The following is a 20791-nucleotide window of genomic DNA, read 5'->3' as shown; positions in this document are numbered from 1 at the left end:
CCGAGAAAGCAGCCCGTGCTTTCCGGTTTACCCAGCAAAGACTGGGCTTGCCGAAGTTTGTTCATTGAGGGGGCCGCTGTTTGAAGAAGCGTCTGTTCGTTACGGGTCTCAGTGGATTCGTAGGACATCACATCCAATCCCGTCTGAACACCTCTGACTCGGGATGGGAATTATCGCCCGTCCCATCCCGTTATGATCTTTGCGAACCCAAGAGCCTCAATGGCCTGTGGCCGCAAATGCCTGATGCCGTGATTCACCTGGCCGGGCAAACCTTTGTCCCCGAAGCCTTTCGTGACCCGGCGAAGACTTTTCAGGTCAACTTGCTGGGTACCCTGAACCTGCTGCAAGCCCTCAAGGCCCGAGGCTTCAACGGCACCTTCCTGTATGTCAGCTCCGGCGATGTCTACGGCCAGGTCAGCGAAAGCGCCTTGCCGATCGACGAGCACCAGCCGCCCTGCCCTCGCAATCCCTATGCCGTGAGCAAACTCTCGGCGGAAATGCTGTGCCTGCAATGGGGCATGACCGAAGGCTGGCCGGTATTGGTCGCGCGCCCCTTTAACCACATCGGTGCCGGGCAGCTGGACAGCTTTGTCATCGCCAGCGCCGCCCGGCAAATTTGCCGGATCAAGCACGGCCTGCAAGCGCCTGAACTGGAGGTGGGTGACATTGACGTGACGCGCGATTTTCTCGATGTCAGCGATGTCGTCTCCGCCTACCTGGCATTACTTGAACGCGGTGCGCCCGGGCAGGTCTACAACATCTGCTCCGGAGTCGAGCAGAGCATCCGCGCCCTGATCAAGCAACTGGCTGATCTGGCCCAGGTCGATATGCAACTGATTCAAGACCCTGCGCGCCTTCGCCGCGCGGAACAGCGTCGCGTCTGTGGCAGCCATGCCAAGCTGCACCAGACCACAGGATGGGCGCCTGAACTTACAACACAACAATCCCTGCGGGCGATCCTGTCCGACTGGGAGTCACGGGTACGACAAGAATGACAAAAAGTGCATTGATCACAGGGGTTACCGGACAAGACGGCGCCTACCTCGCCAAGCTGCTGCTCGACAAGGGCTATAAAGTCCATGGCCTGGTGGCGCGGCGCAGCAGCGACTCGCGCTGGCGTCTGCGCGAAATGGGCGTCGAAGGTGACATCGTCTACCTGGATGGCGACATGGCAGACGCCTGCTCGGTGCAGCGCGCGGTGATCAAGTCGGCTCCCGATGAAGTCTATAACCTGGCAGCGCAAAGCTTTGTCGCCGCGTCCTGGGACCAACCTGTGACCACCGGGATCGTCGACGGGTTAGGCGTGACCCATCTGCTCGAAGCGATCCGTCAATTCAGCCCGCACACCCGTTTCTACCAGGCCTCGACCAGCGAAATGTTTGGTCTGATCCAGGCCGAGCGGCAGGACGAAAACACCCCGTTCTATCCGCGCAGCCCCTACGGTGTGGCCAAGCTCTACGGCCACTGGATCACCGTGAACTATCGCGAAAGCTTCAACCTGCATGCCAGCAGCGGCATCTTGTTCAACCATGAATCACCGCTGCGCGGAATCGAATTCGTGACCCGCAAAGTCACCGACGCCGCCGCCCGTATCAAACAGGGCAAGCAACAGGAATTGCGCCTGGGCAACATCGACGCCAAGCGTGACTGGGGCTTTGCCGGCGACTACGTCGAAGCCATGTGGCTGATGCTGCAACAGGACAAGGCCGATGACTTCGTGGTCGCCACCGGTGTGACCACTACGGTGCGCGAGATGTGCCAGATCGCCTTCGAGCATGTCGGCCTCAATTACCGTGACTTCGTGAAGATCGACCCGGCGTTTTTCCGTCCGGCCGAAGTCGACGTGCTGCTGGGCAATCCGGCCAAGGCGCAACGGTTGTTGGGCTGGAAACCAAAAACAGATTTGCAGACCCTGATCCGCATGATGATGGATGCGGACATGAAGCGCGTCGCCAAGGAGTAGGCCATGCTGATTCCCGTGATTCTTTCAGGGGGGGCCGGAACCCGGCTGTGGCCGGTTTCGCGTGAAGGTCATCCCAAGCCGTTCATGACCTTGCCCGATGGCCAGACGCTGCTGGGCAAGACCTATCAGCGCGCAGCCAGGCTACTCGGCACACACGGCGATATCGTCACGGTGACCAACCGTGACTACTACTTTCAAAGCAAGGATCACTATCAGGACGCCCATTTGGGCCATCACCGCGGCCACTTCGTGCTGGAACCGGTAAGCCGCAACACCGCGCCGGCCATCGCCGCCGCCGCCCTGTCGCTGCAGGCGTTGCACGGCAACGAAGCGATTCTGGTGGTGATGCCGGCTGACCACCTGATCCAGAACGAAGAGGCTTTCAAGACCGCCGTCAGGCATGCCGTGAAACTGGCCGAGGCCGGGTATCTGGTGACCTTCGGTGTGATCCCGACGGCGCCGGAGACCGGTTTCGGTTACATCGAACGTGGTGAACCACTGGACGAGCAAGGCGCGGCCAAGGTCGCACGCTTCGTCGAAAAGCCCGACCTGAAAACCGCCACGCATTACCTGGAAAGCGGCAACTTCCTGTGGAATTCGGGCATGTTCTGCTTCTCGGTCGGCACCTTGCTGGCGGAGTTGCAGCTTCACGCCCCGCAACTGCTGGAACAAGCCGACGCGTGCCTGGCGGCCAGCGCCACGGTCGAGACCGGCGGCTGCCTGCAACAGGAATTGTCGGCAACCCATTTCGCCGAGATGACCGATATCTCTATCGACTATGCCTTGATGGAGCGCTCCGACAAGGTGGTGGTGGTACCCGCCGGTTTCGATTGGAGCGACATCGGTTCATGGGGCGCCGTCAGTGCCCTGGTTGCGGCTGATGCGCAGAACAACCGCGCCAGCGGCGACGCGCTGTTCATCGACAGTCACAACAACTTCGTCCAAAGCGATGGCCGCATGGTCGCGACGGTAGGCGTGGATAACCTGATCATCATCGACACCGCCGACGCCGTGCTCGTAGCCCACGCCGATCGCGCTCAAGACGTGCGCAAGGTGGTCAAACAGCTCAAAGAGAAAGAGCACGAAAGCTATCGCCTGCACCGCACCGTCAGCCGGCCATGGGGCACCTACACCGTGCTGGAGGAAGGTCCGCGCTTCAAGATCAAACGCATCGTGGTCAAACCCGGCGCCAAGCTGTCGCTGCAAATGCACCATCACCGCAACGAACACTGGGTGGTGGTCGAAGGCATGGCCAAGGTCACCAACAACGGTTCGGGGTCACATCTGGTGGCCAAAAACGAGTCCACCTTCATTGCCGCCGGGCACAAGCATCGTCTGGAAAACCCGGGGGTGATCGATCTGGTGATCATTGAAGTGCAAAGCGGTGAGTATCTGGGAGAGGACGATATCGTCCGCTTCGAAGATCAATACGGCAGGACGGTCTGAATGTTGTTGAATTTGTATCGCTCGCTGTGGAGCTACCGGGGGTTCATCCTCGGTAGCGTCAAGCGAGAGTTCCAGTCGCGCTATCGCAACTCGTTGTTCGGTGCCCTGTGGACCGTGCTCAACCCGCTTTCGATGATCGTCGTCTACACCGTGATCTTTTCCCACATCATGCGCGCCCGCTTGCCGGGCGTGGATGACGGCATGGCCTACAGTGTCTACCTCTGCGCCGGATTACTGACCTGGGGACTATTTTCGGAGATCACCTTGCGCAGCCAGAACATGTTTCTGGAAAACGCCAATCTGCTGAAGAAAATCAGCTTCCCGAAAATCTGTTTGCCGGTGATCGTACTGTTCAATGCCGGCATCAACTTCGCGATCATCATCGGACTGTTCCTGGGCTTTCTGCTGATCACCGGGCGCCTGCCAGGCATGGCCTTGCTGGCGCTGCTGCCGCTGTTGGCCTTGCAGATGATCTTTTGCACCGGGCTGGGGATGATTCTTGGCGTGCTGAATGTATTCTTTCGTGATGTCGGGCAGTTCTTCGGCATCTGCCTGCAATTCTGGTTCTGGCTAACGCCGATCGTGTATCCGATCAGTATCCTGCCCGAGTGGGTCCAGCGCCTGCTGCAACTCAATCCCCTGACCGACCTGATCGCCAGTTACCAGAACCTGTTCCTCTATGGCCAATGGCCGGTCTGGAGCTCCCTGCTGCCGATCCTGGTACTCGGTGTGCTGTTCTGCGTGATCGGGCTGCGACTGTTTCGCCAGCGGGTCGGCGAAATGGTGGATGAACTCTGATGGGACACATACGCGTTACGGGCCTGGGCAAGGCTTACAAGCAGTACCCCACCCGCTGGAGCCGACTGGCCGAATGGCTGATCCCGTTCTCACCGATCCGCCATCGCCAGCACTGGGTGCTGCAAGGTGTCGAATTCGAGATTGCCCCCGGAGAAGCGGTGGGCATCGTCGGGGTTAACGGCGCCGGCAAAAGCACCTTGCTGAAGATGATCACCGGGACCACCCAGCCAACCTGTGGACAGATTCAACTCGAAGGCCGGGTGGCCGCGCTACTGGAACTGGGCATGGGCTTTCATGCGGACTTCACCGGTCGGCAGAACGCGGTCATGGCCGGGCAACTGCTGGGCATGCCGATCGAAGAGATCGAAGCCCTGATGCCCGAAATCGAACGCTTCGCGGAAATCGGCGAAGCCATCGATCACCCCGTACGCACCTATTCAAGCGGTATGCAGATGCGTCTGGCCTTCAGCGTGGCTACCGCCCGGCGCCCGGACATCCTGATCGTCGATGAAGCCCTGTCGGTGGGCGACGCCTACTTCCAGCACAAGAGCTTCGACCGTATCCGCAGCTTTCGCAAAGCCGGCACCACGCTGCTGATCGTGTCCCACGACCGTTCGGCCATCCAGTCGATCTGTGATTCGGCGATCCTCCTGGAAAACGGTCGCATGGCCATGCATGGCACGCCCGAAGCCGTCATGGATTACTACAACGCCTTGCTCGCCGAACGGGAAGGCCAGACCGTGCGTCAGGAAATGCTCGCCGGCGGGCAAGTGCAAACCGTTTCCGGCACCGGCGAAGCCGCAATCCTCAGCGTGCGCTTGCTGGATGAGCGCGAACGCGCCATCGACGCCGCCGAAGTCGGTCAGCCGGTGGTACTGGAGGTGCAGGTCGAAGTCCGCCAGGACATCGAACGGCTGGTGCTGGGCTTCATGATCAAGGATCGCCTGGGCCAGGCCATGTACGGGATCAACACCCATCGCCAGGATCAGGCGCTGACCGACCTGCAGGCCTCTGAGCGGGTCATCTATCGCTTTGCCTTCGTCATGGGCCTTGGCAAGGGCAACTATTCCGTGGCCCTGAGCCTGTCTCGGCTGGACTCGCACCTGGACCGAAATTTCGAATGGCGCGACTACGGTCTGGTGTTCCACGTCATCAACAACCGGCATGAAGACTTCGTCGGCTGCTCGTGGCTGGGCGCGAAAACCACCATCACCCGCACAACCGCACAGAGTGTTTCGGAGATCGCGTCATGACTCGCCTGCTGGTGGAATGCACCCATGTGTTCCAACACCCCAAGGTCAATTCGGGCATTCAGCGGGTGGTGCGCAACGTCATCAATCAACTGTCGGAAAACGTCGACGGCGCAGAATGCATTCCCGTCGTGATGCTCAAGGGCAAGCTCTACCGAGTGCTGAAACTGGGCCCTTTGAACACTCCGCTTTTCGAGGGGTTGATGGCATTCGGCGGACGCCTGGAGCGCCTGGCGCATCGCTACTGCCAACTGCACCAACGTCTCGACAAACATTGCACTTCGCGATGGACCCGGCGAGCGTTGTATGTGGCTTACCGCCTCACGGCACTGGCAGTATTCAGCGTTCTGTTGCGCCTGATTGATCAGGTCAACCAGTATCAACTGCCCAAGCGTTGCTCGCCGCTGCAGCATCAACCGGGGGATCAACTGGTGCTGTTGGACTCGTCCTGGCATACCGATTTTTTCCCATTTGCCGAACAACTCAAACGCGAAGGCGTGGGCATCGTTTCGGTGGTCTATGACCTGATTCCCCTGACTCACCCGCAGTTCTACGACACACGGCTGGTGCAGATTTTCAACCAGTGGTTCGACTGGATCAGCCAAACCGCCGACGGTTACGTGGCGATTTCCTCCACGGTACGCGATCAGGTGCGTGAAGAATTGCACCGCCGGGTCGGACCGGCGAAAGCCGAGACATTGTGGTTCGACTATTTCCACCTCGGCTCCGAACTGGACCTGAGCGAAGCCACCGCCGCCGTGGAGCCGCGCCTGGCCCGGTTGTTCACAACGCCGGAACCGGTATTCCTGATGGTCAGCACCATCGAGCCGCGAAAGAACCACGACTATCTGCTCGACGCCTTCGAGCTTGCCTGGACAGCGGGCTCCAAAGCACGACTGTGCATTGCCGGCAGAGTCGGCTGGAAGTGCGATGCCCTGCTCGACCGCGTGCGAAAGCATCCGGAGCTGAACCAACGGTTGTTCATGTTTAACGACCTGAGCGACACCAGTCTCGAACATGCCTACTCCCACGCCAGTGCACTGGTATTTCCGTCCTACGTCGAAGGCTTCGGCCTGCCACTGGTTGAAGCGATGCAGCGCGGTTTGCCGGCGATGGGCAGCGACATTCCGGTGTTCCGCGAGATTGGCGGTGAATTCATGGCCTATTTCGATCTCGCAGCCCCGCAAAGCCTGGCCGATCTGATCAGCCACATGGAAAACACCGGGACCTTCCCGGCCGCGCGCAAGGTGAGCGAATGGCGCTGGCTCGGCTGGCGCGAGGCCAGTGCGCAATTGGTCGAGCGTGTCCTGCGCAACCTGAAGAAGACCCCGGTAGCCGTTGAGAGGCGACATGCAGATTGCCCTTAATGCACGAATTCTGCAGGCACCCCGAACCGGTATCGGCCACTATCTGGCCGAACTGGTCAGCGCCCTGACCCATGAGCCGGACCTGGAACTGTCATTGTTCCACGGCTGGGGCTGGAGTTCGTCGCTGCCGGCGGCAGCAATGCCCGGCTACTCACGGCTGACACCGTTGCTGCGGCAGATCCCCGGCGCCTATCAGGCACGTCGCTGGCTGGAGCAACGACGCTTCGACCGAGGACGCCCGGCGGCCATCGACCTCTACCACGAGCCGAGTCTGTGGCCCTTGGCATTCAAGGGCCCGACCATCATCACCCTGCACGACCTGACCCATTTGCATTACCCGTCGACCCAACCAGCGGCGCGGTTACGGGAGATTGAGCGTCGACTGGGCCAAGGCGTACGACAGGCACGTCTGATCCTGACCGACTCACAGTTTGTCGCCGACGAGGCTCAGCGTTATTTCGGCCTCGGGCCTGAGCGTTTCGTAGTTGCGCCACTAGGGGCCGCAGCGCGTTTTCATCCACGCTCGAACGAGTCCTTGCGCCAAGCGCTGCACCCTCACGGCGTGCAGCCGCAGGGGTACTTTCTGTGTGTCGGTACTCTGGAACCGCGCAAGAACCTGTCGCTGGCATTGCGTGCTCACGCGCAGTTGCCTGAAGCACTGCGTCAGCACTTTCCTTTACTGGTGGTCGGGATGGCCGGGTGGAAAGGTGAGCAACTCGCTGATGAATTACACACGGCGCTGGCAAGCGGTCATGTCCGCCTGCTGGGGTACCTGCCGGATGAACAGGTCGCAGAACTGTTGGCCGGCGCCCGAGCGCTGATTTTTCCGTCAATTTATGAAGGCTTTGGCCTTCCGGTTCTGGAAGCCATGGCCAGCGGTACTCCGGTGATAGTGACCCGACGCTCGGCCATGCCGGAGGTCGCGGGCACCGCGGGCAATTATATTGAGCCAGACGATTTGCACGGATTGTGCGAGGCCATGAGCCGTCTGGCCGACGATCAAGCGCATTGGCAGGCATGCCGAGAAGCAGGGTTGCAACAAGCGAAGCTTTTTTCCTGGGGGCGTTGCGCAGCGATTACAGCGTGCGCCTACCACCAGGCTCTGGGAGGTTGAATGCGCGTACTCCACTTTTTCAAAACATATCTGCCAGATTCAGTCGGCGGTATCGAACAAGTGATCTTTCAATTGTGTGAGAGTGGCGCCCGGCACGGCATCGAAAGCCAGGTTCTGACATTAAGCGCCAATCCGAGCCCGGCAGTCATCCAACTGGGGCAGCATGAGGTTCATCGGGCCAAACTCGATGTGCAGTTCGCTTCCACCGGTTTCTCCTACAGTGTGTTCAAGCAGTTTCGCGAAATGGCAACTGAGGCCGATGTAATCAATTACCACTTTCCGTGGCCATTCATGGACCTGGTGCATTTTTTCAGCGGCATGAACAAACCCTGCGTAGTGACGTATCACTCCGACATTATTCGTCAGAAACACCTGCTCAAACTCTACCAGCCGCTGATGAACCGTTTCCTCACCAGCGCCGACCGGATTGTCGCGGCATCACCGAACTATCTACACACCAGCGACGTTCTTCAGCGTTTTCCGGAAAAAACCCGGGTCATTCCCTATGGCCTGGACAAGTCCGGCTATCCAAAACCCGACACCGAACGCATGGCCCGTTGGCGCGAGCGCCTGGGTGAGCGATTTTTCCTGTTTGTAGGCGTCATGCGCTATTACAAAGGCCTGCACATCCTGCTTGATGCGCTCAAAGACGTCGATTATCCGGTAGTGATCGTCGGTGCCGGGCCTCTGGAAAATGAACTGCACGCCCAGGCCGCAACGCTCGGTCTTCGCAATCTGCATTTCCTCGGGCGTCTGGACGACGAAGACAAAGTCGCGCTGCTGCAATTGAGCTACGCGATTGTCTTTCCATCACACCTGCGCTCCGAAGCGTTTGGTATCTCGCTGCTCGAAGGGGCGATGTACGGCAAACCAATGATCTCCAGCGAAATCGGCACCGGCACCAGTTACATTAATATTCACGGAGAAACCGGGCTGGTGGTGCCTCCGAGTCATCCACAGGCGTTTCGCGAAGCCATGCGCACGCTGTGGGAGAACCCCGTCCAGGCAGCAGAAATGGGCGTGAAGGCTGAAGCGCGTTACCGGCAGCTGTTTACCGCTGACGAAATGGGTCGTAAATGGACCGAGTTGTATCAGGAGCTGCTGGCAGAGAAATCGCTGTCTTATGCGTAGCTCCCACACTGATTACAGATCAAGCACCAGCGGTTGCTGGCCCTGAGCCGGAACCGCACAGCAAATCAGCACTTCCCCCGCACCGGGTAACTCCGCCGGGGGCTGTGGATAATTCACCTGACCGCTGATCAAACGGGTCTTGCAGGTGCCGCAGGAACCGCCGCGACAGCTGAACTCTGGCCGCAAACCCCGACTTTCCGCCAACTCCAGCAAGCTGCCGCCCTCCGGCTGCCAGCGTGCATCGATGGCCGAACGCTGAAACTCTACTGCGACCGAGGTGGTGGCCGCTTGCGGCTGCTCAATGACTACCACCTCCGGATCCGGTTGCCGACGCAGCGTCGAAGGACCAAAGGTTTCGGCGTGAATCCGCTCATCGCGGATGTCCAGACCACGTAAATCGTCGTACAACCCTTGAGTGAAACTGCTCGGACCACACAGGACAAAATCCAGCTGATCGTAGTCTTCCACCAACAGGATGGTTTTAAGCAGTGCGAGGTCGATGCGCCCGGTCAGGTCAAAATCCTCGCCTTCCAGGGCTTCGCGTTCCGGCTGGCTGAGCAGACGTAATACCCGCACCGCGTCATCCGCGCCCTCCAGCAAGCACTCAAGCTCAGCGCGAAATGGCTGATCAGCCAGGCTACGCGAACTCTGGATCAACCAGGTCGGGCGGGTACGCCGTGTGCGCTGGCCCTGGTAAACCACTTCACGGAGCATCGACAACAAAGGCGTGATACCGACGCCGGCCGCCAACAGCACCAGCGGCCGGCGTTCATTGGCGGCCAGCGTGAAATGCCCTTGCGGTGCGCGGGCTTCAATCAGGTCACCGACCCGAATGTGTTCGTGCAAATGTGACGACACCAACCCTTCACGTTTCACGCTGATGCGGAAAAACTCATCGGACGGAGCACTCGACAGACTGTAAGTGCGGATATGCACCTGGCCATCAATCGTGAAACGCACCGGTAAGTGCTGCCCGGCCTGGAACAGCGGTAACCCTGCGCCGTCAGCCGGCTCCAGATAGATCGAGCGAATGCTCCGACTTTCCCGCTCGATCCGGGACACCTGCAATGGCCGCCAACGATCGCCCAATGCCGCTGCCTGCAACCTGGCGGCAGCCTGCTCCCAGGTACCGGTCATCAAACTGGTGGGCGAAACCCCATCGAAGCGCCAGCGCAATGCCAACGCTGCCGGCCGTCGCACGATATGCTGCACGTGCAGCTTCCACAGCCGTTCGGCGCCTTGGAAGGCTTCTACTTGTGGGCCATCGAGGATGATTTCCGTGCGCCCGCTGACCTGCAACAGATCGCCCGTAGTGAAATCGATAAACAGCAACCCGGCCCGCGGATTGAGCAGCAGGTTGCCCAAGGTATTGAAGTGCAGATTGCCGGCGAAATCCGGGATGGTCAGACAGTCGCCCTCGACCTGAACGAAACCCGTCTGGCCGCCACGGTGGGAAACGTCCACAGCCCTTGAGTTATCCACATCCACATAACTGGCGACAAAGAAGGTGTCAGCCCGCCGAATCATCGCCGTGGCGGCGTCATCCAGCGCATTCAGACGCTGTGCGATACGGGTCGACGGATCGGCCAGCGGCACCGATTCGAACTGCCGCAATTGAATGTACTGCGGGCAATTACCGAAAGACTGCTCGACCGAGACGCTCAGGCCTTGCGCCCCAATCGTGACGATCCGGCCGTTGATCCGGTTGCGCCGCCTTGTGTGCAACTCGATCCCCAGCAAACCAATCGCCGCCCCGGCCTGTAATTGCGCCGGGTCATCTGACGAAGGCAGGCTGTCGAGTTGCAACTGAGCAGGTTCAGGGGAATGGGCGAAACCCGGCTGGCCTTCGAGGATGCTCGCCCAAGGGTTACCGTCGGCGTCCACGGCACCGAACACCATAAACGGCAGCTGCCGATAGAACTGCCGATGCTGATCCGGCATTTGCTTGCGGATCACCTTGCGCCCGTGCGCTTCCATACGCTCGGCAACCCCTGCATGAGCCTGCAACTGTTTCTCGCCGGCATGCCAAGGTGAAAGCTCCATCACGGTTCTCCCCTGCGCACCCGGCGCAGTGTGAACGACCCGACATCGCCGGGTCGTAAGCGCTTCAGGCCGTTTGCAAACCGGCCACGGTGCGTGGCATGCCGACAAAACCGGGCAAGGCCTCGATCCGCGCCAGCCAGGCCCGCACATGGGCATAGTCAGCCAGCGACACGTTGCCTTCCGGCGCATGGGCGATGTAGCTGTAGGCGGCAACATCGGCAATGGTCGGTTCATCACCCGCAAGATAGGTCGATTTGCTCAGTTCCTGATCAATCACCTTGAGCAGATTGTGGGAGCGAGCAATCACCTCTTCGGCGTTGTAAGGTGCACCGAACACCGTGATAAGCCGAGCAGTCGCCGGGCCAAAGGCAATCGGCCCGGCCGCCACCGATAACCAGCGCTGAACCCTGGCCGCACCGACCGGGTCGGCAGGCAGCCAGCGGCCCTTGCCGTATTTCTGCGCCAGGTACACCAGAATTGCGTTGGAGTCCGCCAGCACCACACCCTGGTCATCGATCACCGGGACCTGACCAAAGGCATTGAGTGCAAGAAAGTCCGGCTGTTTGTGTGCACCTTTCGCCAGATCGACAAAGATCAGTTCGGTTGGCAGCTCAAGCAACGACAGCATCAGCTCCACACGGTGAGCGTGGCCGGAACGTGGGAAGTTGTAGAGTTTGATGGCGTGCATAGTCGACTCCGCGGCTGGATTGCGCCGTTCAGGAGAGAACGGCGCTAAGTGGCGCTATCTTCCACCTGCCATCCAAACAGCAGAATAACCAGAAAACACAATCGATCATTTCACCCAATGCAATAACACCTCAGGCGCGCAATGCCGGATGTTCACGCAATGCCTTCACCGCATAATCCACGAAACTGCGTACCCGCACCGGCGCCTTGCGCCCGCCCTGGTACACCACATGGATGGGCAACGGCGGCAGTTCGAAGTCTTGCAGGACGATTTCCAGCTCACCGCTGGCGACCTTGCTGGCCACCTGATAGGAAAGAACCCGGGTCAATCCGAGCCCCAGAGCGGCGGCCGTGATTGCCGCCTGATTTGCCGTGACCACCAGACGCGGTTCGGGGCGAATGCTCAACACCTCACCGGCCTCGGTAAAGGGCCAGTTTCGCTGTTGCCCAATGGACGAGGTGGCAACAATCCGCGCTCGGCCCAGATCATTGGGATGCACAGGCCGGCCATGACGCCTCAGATAATCGGGAGACCCGCAGATAACCCGCCGCACCTCGCCCACCTGAATGGCGTGCTGGCTGCTGTCGGGCAGCTCACCGATGCGCACGGCGACGTCGATACCTTCTTCGACCATGCTCACCACCCGGTCGACCAGCAACGCGTTGATACTGATATCGGGAAATTGCTCAAGGTAGCCAACCATCACCGGTGTGACGAACAACTCACCGAACAACACTGGCGCGGTGATCGTCAGCTGCCCACGCGGTTGCGCGTGACTGCCGGCAGCTGACGCCTCGGCTTCCTGAATGTCCGCCAGAATGCGTCGACAGTCTTCCAGATAACGCTGACCGGCCTCGCTCAAATGCAGACTGCGCGTGGTCCGTGTCAGCAGTTGAGTGCCAATACGCGCCTCCAGCGCCGCCACCGCCCGTGTCACACTGGCCGCCGACAACCCCAGACGCCGTGCCGCCGCAGAAAAACCCTGCTCTTGCGCGACGGCGACGAATACCTGCATTTCCTGGAGTCTGTCCATGAGCTACCTGTTGCATCGTCGTGTCCGACCTTGAATAAGCCGGTTACAGACTGCCTTCGACATCCTCCAGACTGAAAGTCTCGGTGTTGTCGTCATAAGAGAATATTTCAGCGTACCGGCCCCAACTGATCACGTTCTCCAGCGTTTCTTCTACCGCGGCGTCACTCAGCGAGTCTCCCAGCTCCTGCTCGAAACGCACACGCGGCGCCCAGTGACCGCGTCGTTCCTGCAACACCTGGCGAATACGGGCGGCCAAGGGCACATACCTGAGCAGATGGTCAGCAAAAATGGTTTTGCGTTCCTGAGTGCCGTACTCATCAAACAGCTTGCCCGCGTCGGTCAGCTTGATGTCGGCGCCCTTGAGCTCGGCAAACCCCAGATGCTCGAGCATCTCCGCCACCGGAAACAGGTCATCGACCTCCAGCAACAGACGCTCGGCGACATTGGAGAGGCTGTCCTGCCCATAATAAGGCTCGGCCGCCAGTGCAGAAATAAGACCCGCCATCAGGTTGGTCGACACGTCAGGCAACGGGCTGCCCAATTGCAGTTCGGCCTTGCCGGTTTTGGCGTCGGCACTGCGCCGGTTGGTCATCAATGCATAGATGTCATCGACCATTTTGCGAAAGGCCGGGTCCAGACGGTTGCGCGGGTGAGCGAACGGCACCTTGATTTGTGCCACGACCCGGCCAGGGTTCGACGACAACACCAACACGCGGTCGCACATCAACACCGCCTCTTCGATGTTGTGGGTCACGATCAGGATCGACTTGATCGGCAACTGACCGCCGCTCCACAGGTCCAGCAAGTCGGTTCTCAGGGTTTCTGCCGTCAGTACATCCAGCGCCGAGAAAGGCTCATCCATCAACAGCAGGGTCGGATTGACCACCAGCGCCCGGGCAAAGCCTACGCGCTGGCGCATGCCGCCCGACAGTTCTCGAGGGTAGGCGTTTTCGAAACCGTCGAGGCCGATCAGGTCGATCGCTGCCAGTGCACGCTTGCGCGCAGCCTTGGGTTCGACCTGCAACGCCTGAAGACCGGCTTCGACGTTTTCCAGAACCGTCAGCCAGGGAAACAGGGCAAAAGTCTGAAAGACCATGGCCACGCCTTCGGCTGGTCCGGTCAACAACGAGCCGTTATAGCGAACCTCGCCTGAGGAGGGCAGGATCAGACCGGCAATGATTCGTAGCAGCGTCGACTTGCCGGAGCCGGAGCGACCCAGCATGCCGACGATTTCACCCTCGCGCAGGGTCAGATCGACATCGCTGAGTACCTGTAACTCGTCCTTGCCCTTGCCGAAGCCTCGACAGACGTTCTTGAGTGCATAAATTTCGGAGTACGCGCCTGTTTTTTCAGTCTGGCTATTCATCAAATCGACACCTGTTAATTCAGACGGAGTTTGTTTTCAGCGATCGCGTACAACGGCCGCCACAGCACGCGGTTGAACGCCACGACAAAGAACGACATCACCACCACGCCCAAAGTGATTTTCGGAAAGTCGCCAGCCGCAGTGGTCTGAGCGATGTAGGCCCCCAAACCGTGAGCGACCACCTTGTCCTGCCCCCAGGAAACGAATTCGGACACGATACTGGCGTTCCACGCCCCGCCCGAGGCGGTAATCGCACCGGTCACGTAATAAGGAAAGATGCCGGGCAGCATGACCTTGCGCCACCACTGCCAGCCGCTAATGCGGAAATTGGTCGCAGCCTCGCGGAAGTCGTTGGGAAAGGCGCTGGCACCAGCGATCACGTTGAACAGGATGTACCACTGCGTGCCCAGCACGATCAGCGGGCTTAACCAGATGTCCGGGTTCAACTGATAACGCAGAATCACGATGACAAATACCGGAAACAACAGGTTCGCCGGGAACGCCGCGAGGAACTGGGCCAGCGGCTGGATTTTCTCCGCCAGATGCGGACGCAAGCCGATCATCACGCCCAGCGGGACCCAGATCAACGAGGCCACCAGTATCAACAGAGCGACCCGCAACAGGGTGATGGTGCCCAGACCGATCACATGCCAGAGCTCGCCCAGCGTCACCTCGCTACCGACATAAATCACGATGTGATACAGCGCGTACAGGGTCATTAGCGCAATCGCCCCGCCCCAGACCCAATCGATAGCCCTTGAAACCGTCGGGCTGGGCGGAACAGCCGACGCGTTGGAGCGTGGCAGGCTCAGGCGCATGTTGGTGATACGCACAATGGCCCTGAGAAAAGGCCGCAACAGGCGCTGAACGACGCGGGTGCGCTGGATCAGATTCAGCACCCACGACTCAGGACTCCCGGCCTGGGAAGCGGTGTCTTCCATGCGGAATTTGTCGGCCCAGGCCACCAGCGGCCGGAACAGGAATTGGTCGTAAATCAGGATGACCGCAATCATCGCCAGAATGACGTAACCCACGGCGTGCATGTCGCGTTGTTCGATGGCCGTCGCCAGATAGGAACCGACGCCCGGCAAGGTGATGGTCTTGTCACCCACGGTGATCGCTTCAGAGGCCACCACGAAGAACCAGCCTCCGGACATGCTCATCATCATGTTCCAGACCAGGCCCGGAATGGCGAACGGCACATCGAGTTTCCAGAATTTTTGCCAGCCGGAAAGCTGCAGGTTGCTGGACACCTCCTCCAGATCCCGAGGCACCGTACGCAGCGACTGATAGAAGCTGAACGTCATGTTCCAGGCCTGGCTGGTGAAAATGGCAAAGATCGCCGCGCACTCCGCGCCCAGTACACGTCCTGGAAACAACAGCAGGAAAAATGTCACGGTAAACGAGATATAACCCAGCACCGGCACCGATTGCAGAATGTCCAGTACTGGCACCAGCAGTTTCTCTGCGCGACGGCTCTTGGCCGCCAACGTCCCGTAAACCAGAGTGAAAATCAGCGCCGCCACCATGGCCGCTAGCATGCGCAACGTGGTGCGGATCGCATATTCGGGCAAGTCGGCCGGGTCCAGCGAAATGACCTGCGTCTGCAACGTCGAGATCGGGGCCCAGGTATCGTGTGCGCCAATCGAGAAAAACAGCAGGAAGCCAATCACCAACGGCATGGCGATCAGGTCCCAGCGATTGGGAAGCAACCGTTGTGCCGTGGCCGGTATGTAATGACGCAATACCCTATTCATGTTCAGCGATTCCAGTAGCGTTCTGGTGGTGATCGTTGACCACCCATCAACAGTTTCTAGAGCGATTGAGCACAGTACAGTTCAACAAGCAGTTGACGCACAGCCAAGTAAACTCTAGCGGGGTAATAAAACGACGGAGGGAGGCCACACAAACGAACGCTACGGGGATGCAGAAATGGTTCAGTGGCTCAGAACACCAAGGTGCCTGAACACATCGTTTACCCTCTGTACCTCACTCGGCATCTCAATGGGCGGCCCGCCGAGAATGGGCAGGATCCATGGCTGGAGTCTCCTGAACGGGAGTGAAAAGGACATTTGGACGGGAAAAGCACGACGTCATCCAGCCAGCAGATTTTGCCAACGGCACGCGTAATCGAAATCGACGCCGACACGCTCCATTTCCGGGGCGGATTGTACGTTTCAAATTGTTACAGAAACATAAACTTGACGTATTTTTTACGCATTTGTGAATGCTCACCATCTCTTTGGCGGGATCAGTGCCAAACCGGGAGAGCCAGATACGAATATCCCCAAGGTTAAGAGTCTTTTGCCAGGGTCTGTTGACGCTTGCAAGGTTCAGTCAAAAGCAATCCAGGCTGAGTGGTGATTGCCCAAAAACGTTGCCACTCCCCCTGCAATGAGTATCATTTCTGGCTGGAGCGTCTCTCCACTTATTGAGCACAGTTGATCCTACGAGCCGTTACGAACCTAAACGATGACAAACAAAGCCTCGGCCATTAGAATTTGATTATCATCGAACGCCTTAGGGTACTGGCAACTCCATGGAAAATAAGACTGCACGACTGACTGTGCTCATTGATCCCGTCAAGAAAAAAGCCCTTGAGGAGCTCTGTGCATCTCAGGACCTGACGCCTTCACAGGTCGTCCGTCAGCTTATTCGAGACTACCTGGAGACACATGGCGTGTCCTACGCGACCAAAAGCAAAATAGCGGCCAATGGTAAGTAGTTCACTCGCCATCGGGCCGGCACGTCGGGAGCCCGTTCATCGCTCTGCCTACTAAAGCTCCAGCTCAGCCGAGGCGTGGCGCCTTGTCGATCTCGAAACCGCCCAATGCGCCACTGAAGTCGGCATGATAATGCTCTGAACCAAGCGCCTGGAGTATTCCCGCTCTATCCAGCTTGCCCAGGACTTTGTCGTTGGCTTCGCACAGTTTTACGACAATGCTGCGCTTGCGTAAGTGCTCAATGACTTCAAGCAGCGTTTGTAAGCCCGTTATGTCCATGAACGGCACTCGCTTTAGACGAATAATCAGTGTCCCCGGATCGGTGTGCGTTTGGGCCAGAACGCGCTCAAAGGTTTCTGCTGCGCCAAAGAAAAGCGGCCCTTCAATGGTGTACACCAAAACGCCAGGCGGCAGACGAACGTGCCCATTGATCCGTAACTCAACCTCAAGCTCTTTTTCGACCATTTGCTGCACTTCGACAGAAGATGCCATCCGACGCATGAATTGCAGCATCGCAAGAATGACACCAATGTTCACTGCGATCGCTAAATCGCTGAAAACGGTCAGGCTGAAGGTGATGAGAAGTATCGCGACGTCGGCTTTCGGGGCGCGCTTGACCATGCGCTGGAAATGTTTCAATTCACTCATGTTGTAGGCGACCACAAACAGGATCGCTGCCAACGCACACAGCGGAATATCCGAAGCCAACGGCGCCAGGAATAAAATCAGCAATATCAATGTGAGCGCATGTACAAAACCCGCGATGGGACTGTTGCCTCCATTGCGGATGTTGGTAGCGGTTCGAGCAATTGCACCTGTCGCGGCAAAGCCACCGAACAAAGGGGTGACCAGGTTAGCGATGCCTTGGCCGATTAACTCCTGATTGGAGTCATGCTTGGTACCGGCCATACCGTCGGCGACAACAGCAGACAGTAATGACTCGATAGCGCCCAACATTGCGATGGCGAATGCCGGGCCAATCAATTCAATCACTTGAGGCAGTGTTATTGCGGGAAGGCCGACCGCAGGCAATCCTTGAGGAATCCCCCCGAAAGCACTCCCGATGGTTGCAACGCCGGCGAACTGAAAATATGACTGCAGTGCCGTTACAACGACCATAGCGATCAAGGGGCCGGGAACACGTCTTATGCCAGGTATTTTGGGGGCGGTGATCACCAGCACCAGACTCGAGAGTGCTAACAGTGTCGTGGGTACATGAAAGCTGGGGAGAGCCTGAACCAGGTGCCAGAGTCGCTCATGGAAATGCTCACCGCTGATTTTCGGCAAACCGAAGAAATCTTTCCACTGCCCGACCCAAATGATCACACCAATGCCGGCGGTGAATCCGACGATCACCGGGTCGGGGATGAACTTGATGATGGCCCCAAGTTTGGTGATACCGAGCAATAACAAAATCGCCCCCGCCATTATCGTCGCGATCTGCAAGCCATCAACGCCGTATTTGGCGGTCACTCCGGACAAAATGACGACGAATGCCCCTGTCGGGCCTGCGATCTGAAGACGGCTCCCTCCAAAGAGAGAAACCAGGAGACCGCTAATGATGGCTGTGTAAATTCCTTGCTCGGGCTTGACGCCTGAGGCGATGGCAAACGCCATGGCCAAGGGCAGCGCCACGACGCCGACGATGACTCCAGAGACGATATTTCGAAGCCAGTGTTCAGGCCGCAACAGGCCTGCTTTCCAGGCTTCTCGTATCGCAATCATGACTAGCCCTCTCTGGTTTCATGTGCATAATATTCACATGAAGTGATAATAGTAAAGTCATTGAAATACCCTTGGCACAGCATCTGCGACGCTGAAAAACCAGTGCTGAATGATCCAGAATCATGTTCGTGGACAACATGAGTCCACCCTCGGAGATCCACATGAAACGCGAAGACGTCAAAACCAAACACGGTGAAGGCATGCACTTCGACACGCATGTGATAGCCAACCCGGCCAACACGCACGAGTGGATCATCCTTTTCAAAAAAGAGGCGGGAAGCAGTTACTTTCTGGTCAATGACAATGAAGAAGTCGAGTCATTTGGACACCTGGATGACCTGATCCATGAGCTTCGGGAGATTGGCATCAAGTCTGCTGAAATTCATTTCTGATTGTCCCTCCCCTGGAGGGTGATCAGACAGTGGAGGTACGATTGCAGGACACTCAGGTTCTTGCACATCACCTGGCAAGTGATCAAGCAACTTGCACAACGGCATTTAGCACAACCGATGAAAGTGGCGCCGGGACCGATCCGGTACCCCGGTGTGCAAGGGAAAGAGCATCTGACTTAGAGAATCTCCATGTACTCTTCGGTACCGTCAGGCCAAGGCGTCAAAACCTCGAAACCGTCGTCAGTCACCAGGACCATATGCTCCCATTGCGCCGAGAGTGAAAGGTCCTTGGTGACCACCGTCCAGCCGTCACCCAGCGTCCTTACATGATGCTTTCCGGCGTTCAGCATCGGCTCGATGGTGAAGATCATGCCCGGTTTCAGTTTCAGACCTTCACCCGGGTTCCCGTAGTGAAGTACCTGAGGCTCATCGTGGTAAACCATCCCAATGCCGTGACCGCAGTATTCCCGCACAACGCTGTAGCCCTCACGGTGTGCCACCGTTTGAATGGCATGCCCGACATCACCTAGTGTGGCGCCGGGACCAACGGCATAAATGCCGGCACGCATCGCCTCGTAGGTGGTATCCACTAGCCGGCGAGCTTCAGGGCTTGGCTCACCTACAAAGTACATACGGCTTGTATCACCGAACCAACCATCCTTAAGGACCGCGATGTCGATATTGATAATATCGCCATCCCTGAGCTTTTTATCCGACGGAACTCCGTGACACACCACATGGTTGACGGAGGTGCACACTGTCTTTGGGAAACCGTGGTAACCAACGTTGGCGGGGATCGCCTTCTGCACATTGACAATGTAGTCATGGCACAGCCGATCGAGTTCGTTGGTGGAAACGCCTGGTTTCACATGAGGCGCAATCATGCTCAACACCTCAGCCGCCAGTTTTCCCGCCGCACGTGACAGGACGATCTCTCCCGGTTTTTTAGTTAAAACTTTCGCCCTCATTACATGACTCCGAATACTGAATGAACAGATGCTCTTTAATTGAACTCAACAAGAGTAGACAGGGCGATAGGGTCAACGCCACGGCCGGTTCCACACTGATAGGGTCAGGGTCCCTATACGGAAACAGCTCCGACGGCATTCCGATGTGCAGCCAACACTCGATGTGAATGCTAATGGAACGGCGCAGTGAACTACGGGTGATACACAATCCTCGTACATGTCATCCGATATGCTTTCAACATAGTCACTCTACTGTTTATTTAAATACAGGCCGTGAATGACATCAGAATAAATGCGCAAAAATAATCATTTCCAGCGATCCCGATTGTAAGCGGCCGGCAATGCCCGAGGGTATACATGCGGTGCTTCAATGCGTTCTTTAAGCTTGGCCGCATAGTCTCGGGCACCTTGCTCATTACGAAACTGAATTCGCCGGGTACCGACACACACAGACCATAGTTTTTCACTCTGACTAGACAGATGCTCGATCCTGACAGGCATGATGACACTCCAAGGAAAAAGAATTCAAAAGTGAATTTCAGCCACCTTGATACCGACATCCCGAAGTTCATGAATTAAATCATCCAGATGTCGAAATGATTCGATTTCTTCGTTGTCATTGACCAGGAAGAAGCTTCTTCCAGCATTCTTCTTGAAGAAGACAATCCACTCGCGGGTATTAGCCGGGTTGGCAATCAAATGGGTGTCAAACTGAATGCCTTCTTCTTGTCTGGTTTTTACGTCCTCACGTTTCATGCGGGTCTCCGAACGTTCACGTATTTCT

Annotated in this window: 18 protein-coding genes; 10 read left to right on the top strand and 8 right to left on the bottom strand. The window is 57.9% G+C overall.

The window, feature by feature from the left end; translation table 11 throughout:
- The first annotated feature begins 80 nt into the window (after positions 1-80).
- The 8 genes from HK44_RS22735 to HK44_RS22700 are packed head-to-tail and all read left to right on the top strand — an operon-like array spanning position 81 to position 9069.
- Positions 81-995, top strand: a complete 915-nt coding sequence (locus tag HK44_RS22735) for a GDP-mannose 4,6-dehydratase (protein ID WP_019694369.1) — start codon at positions 81-83, stop codon at positions 993-995.
- A complete protein-coding gene (gene gmd / locus HK44_RS22730; protein ID WP_019694370.1) occupies positions 992-1963 on the top strand; it encodes a GDP-mannose 4,6-dehydratase in 972 nt (323 codons plus the stop codon). Before HK44_RS22735 ends, gmd begins: the two co-directional genes overlap by 4 nt.
- Positions 1964-1966: 3 nt before the next feature.
- On the top strand, positions 1967-3409 hold the full coding sequence (locus HK44_RS22725) for a mannose-1-phosphate guanylyltransferase/mannose-6-phosphate isomerase (RefSeq protein WP_019694371.1): 1443 nt from the start codon (positions 1967-1969) through the stop codon (positions 3407-3409).
- On the top strand, positions 3410-4207 hold the full coding sequence (locus tag HK44_RS22720) for an ABC transporter permease (RefSeq protein ID WP_019694372.1): 798 nt from the start codon (positions 3410-3412) through the stop codon (positions 4205-4207).
- Positions 4207-5460, top strand: a complete 1254-nt coding sequence (locus tag HK44_RS22715; RefSeq protein ID WP_019694373.1) for an ABC transporter ATP-binding protein — start codon at positions 4207-4209, stop codon at positions 5458-5460. The genes HK44_RS22720 and HK44_RS22715 overlap by 1 nt, the downstream gene beginning before the upstream one ends.
- On the top strand, positions 5457-6824 hold the full coding sequence (locus HK44_RS22710) for a glycosyltransferase family 4 protein (protein ID WP_019694374.1): 1368 nt from the start codon (positions 5457-5459) through the stop codon (positions 6822-6824). The genes HK44_RS22715 and HK44_RS22710 overlap by 4 nt, the downstream gene beginning before the upstream one ends.
- Positions 6808-7938, top strand: coding sequence for a glycosyltransferase family 4 protein (locus tag HK44_RS22705; RefSeq protein WP_019694375.1), 1131 nt, complete (start codon positions 6808-6810; stop codon positions 7936-7938). Before HK44_RS22710 ends, HK44_RS22705 begins: the two co-directional genes overlap by 17 nt.
- Positions 7939-9069: a glycosyltransferase family 4 protein gene (locus tag HK44_RS22700; RefSeq protein ID WP_019694376.1), complete on the top strand. Its 1131-nt coding sequence runs from the start codon at positions 7939-7941 to the stop codon at positions 9067-9069. It begins immediately after the preceding gene.
- Positions 9070-9081: 12 nt separating this feature from the next.
- On the opposite strand, the gene HK44_RS22695 is transcribed toward HK44_RS22700, so the two are convergent.
- From HK44_RS22695 to HK44_RS22675, 5 genes are all read right to left on the bottom strand, one after another.
- Positions 9082-11112, bottom strand: coding sequence for a pyridoxamine 5'-phosphate oxidase family protein (locus HK44_RS22695; RefSeq protein ID WP_019694377.1), 2031 nt, complete (start codon positions 11110-11112; stop codon positions 9082-9084).
- Positions 11113-11176: 64 nt separating this feature from the next.
- Positions 11177-11800: a glutathione S-transferase family protein gene (locus HK44_RS22690; RefSeq protein WP_019694378.1), complete on the bottom strand. Its 624-nt coding sequence runs from the start codon at positions 11798-11800 to the stop codon at positions 11177-11179.
- 130 nt (positions 11801-11930) lie between these two features.
- Positions 11931-12833 carry a LysR family transcriptional regulator gene (locus HK44_RS22685; RefSeq protein WP_019694379.1) on the bottom strand — a complete coding sequence of 301 codons (903 nt, stop codon included), beginning with the start codon at positions 12831-12833 and terminating at the stop codon, positions 11931-11933.
- 43 nt (positions 12834-12876) lie between these two features.
- A complete protein-coding gene (locus HK44_RS22680; RefSeq protein ID WP_019694380.1) occupies positions 12877-14199 on the bottom strand; it encodes an ABC transporter ATP-binding protein in 1323 nt (440 codons plus the stop codon).
- Positions 14200-14213: 14 nt separating this feature from the next.
- Positions 14214-15956 carry an ABC transporter permease gene (locus HK44_RS22675; RefSeq protein WP_019694381.1) on the bottom strand — a complete coding sequence of 581 codons (1743 nt, stop codon included), beginning with the start codon at positions 15954-15956 and terminating at the stop codon, positions 14214-14216.
- Positions 15957-16738: 782 nt separating this feature from the next.
- Between HK44_RS22675 and HK44_RS22670 the strand changes: the two genes are divergently transcribed.
- A complete protein-coding gene (locus HK44_RS22670) occupies positions 16739-16924 on the top strand; it encodes a ribbon-helix-helix protein, CopG family (protein ID WP_019694382.1) in 186 nt (61 codons plus the stop codon).
- A gap of 64 nt (positions 16925-16988) precedes the next feature.
- Here the strand turns inward: HK44_RS22670 and HK44_RS22665 are convergent, their stop codons facing one another.
- On the bottom strand, positions 16989-18647 hold the full coding sequence (locus HK44_RS22665; RefSeq protein ID WP_019694383.1) for a SulP family inorganic anion transporter: 1659 nt from the start codon (positions 18645-18647) through the stop codon (positions 16989-16991).
- 161 nt (positions 18648-18808) lie between these two features.
- Between HK44_RS22665 and HK44_RS22660 the strand changes: the two genes are divergently transcribed.
- Positions 18809-19039 (top strand): hypothetical protein, encoded by a 231-nt coding sequence (locus tag HK44_RS22660; RefSeq protein WP_024265134.1) that lies wholly within the window; start codon positions 18809-18811, stop codon positions 19037-19039.
- 176 nt (positions 19040-19215) lie between these two features.
- Here the strand turns inward: HK44_RS22660 and map are convergent, their stop codons facing one another.
- Both map and HK44_RS22650 read right to left on the bottom strand, forming a co-directional pair.
- On the bottom strand, positions 19216-20007 hold the full coding sequence (gene map, locus HK44_RS22655) for a type I methionyl aminopeptidase (RefSeq protein ID WP_019694385.1): 792 nt from the start codon (positions 20005-20007) through the stop codon (positions 19216-19218).
- Between the two features lie 525 nt (positions 20008-20532).
- Entirely contained in the window at positions 20533-20763 is a 231-nt protein-coding gene (locus HK44_RS22650) for a hypothetical protein (protein WP_019694386.1), read from the bottom strand.
- Positions 20764-20791 lie beyond the last annotated feature (28 nt).

This window comes from Pseudomonas fluorescens HK44 (assembly GCF_000217955.3).
GTDB classification, from domain to species: Bacteria; Pseudomonadota; Gammaproteobacteria; order Pseudomonadales; family Pseudomonadaceae; genus Aquipseudomonas; species Aquipseudomonas fluorescens_AQ.
This window is presented reverse-complemented; position numbering and strand designations above follow the sequence as displayed.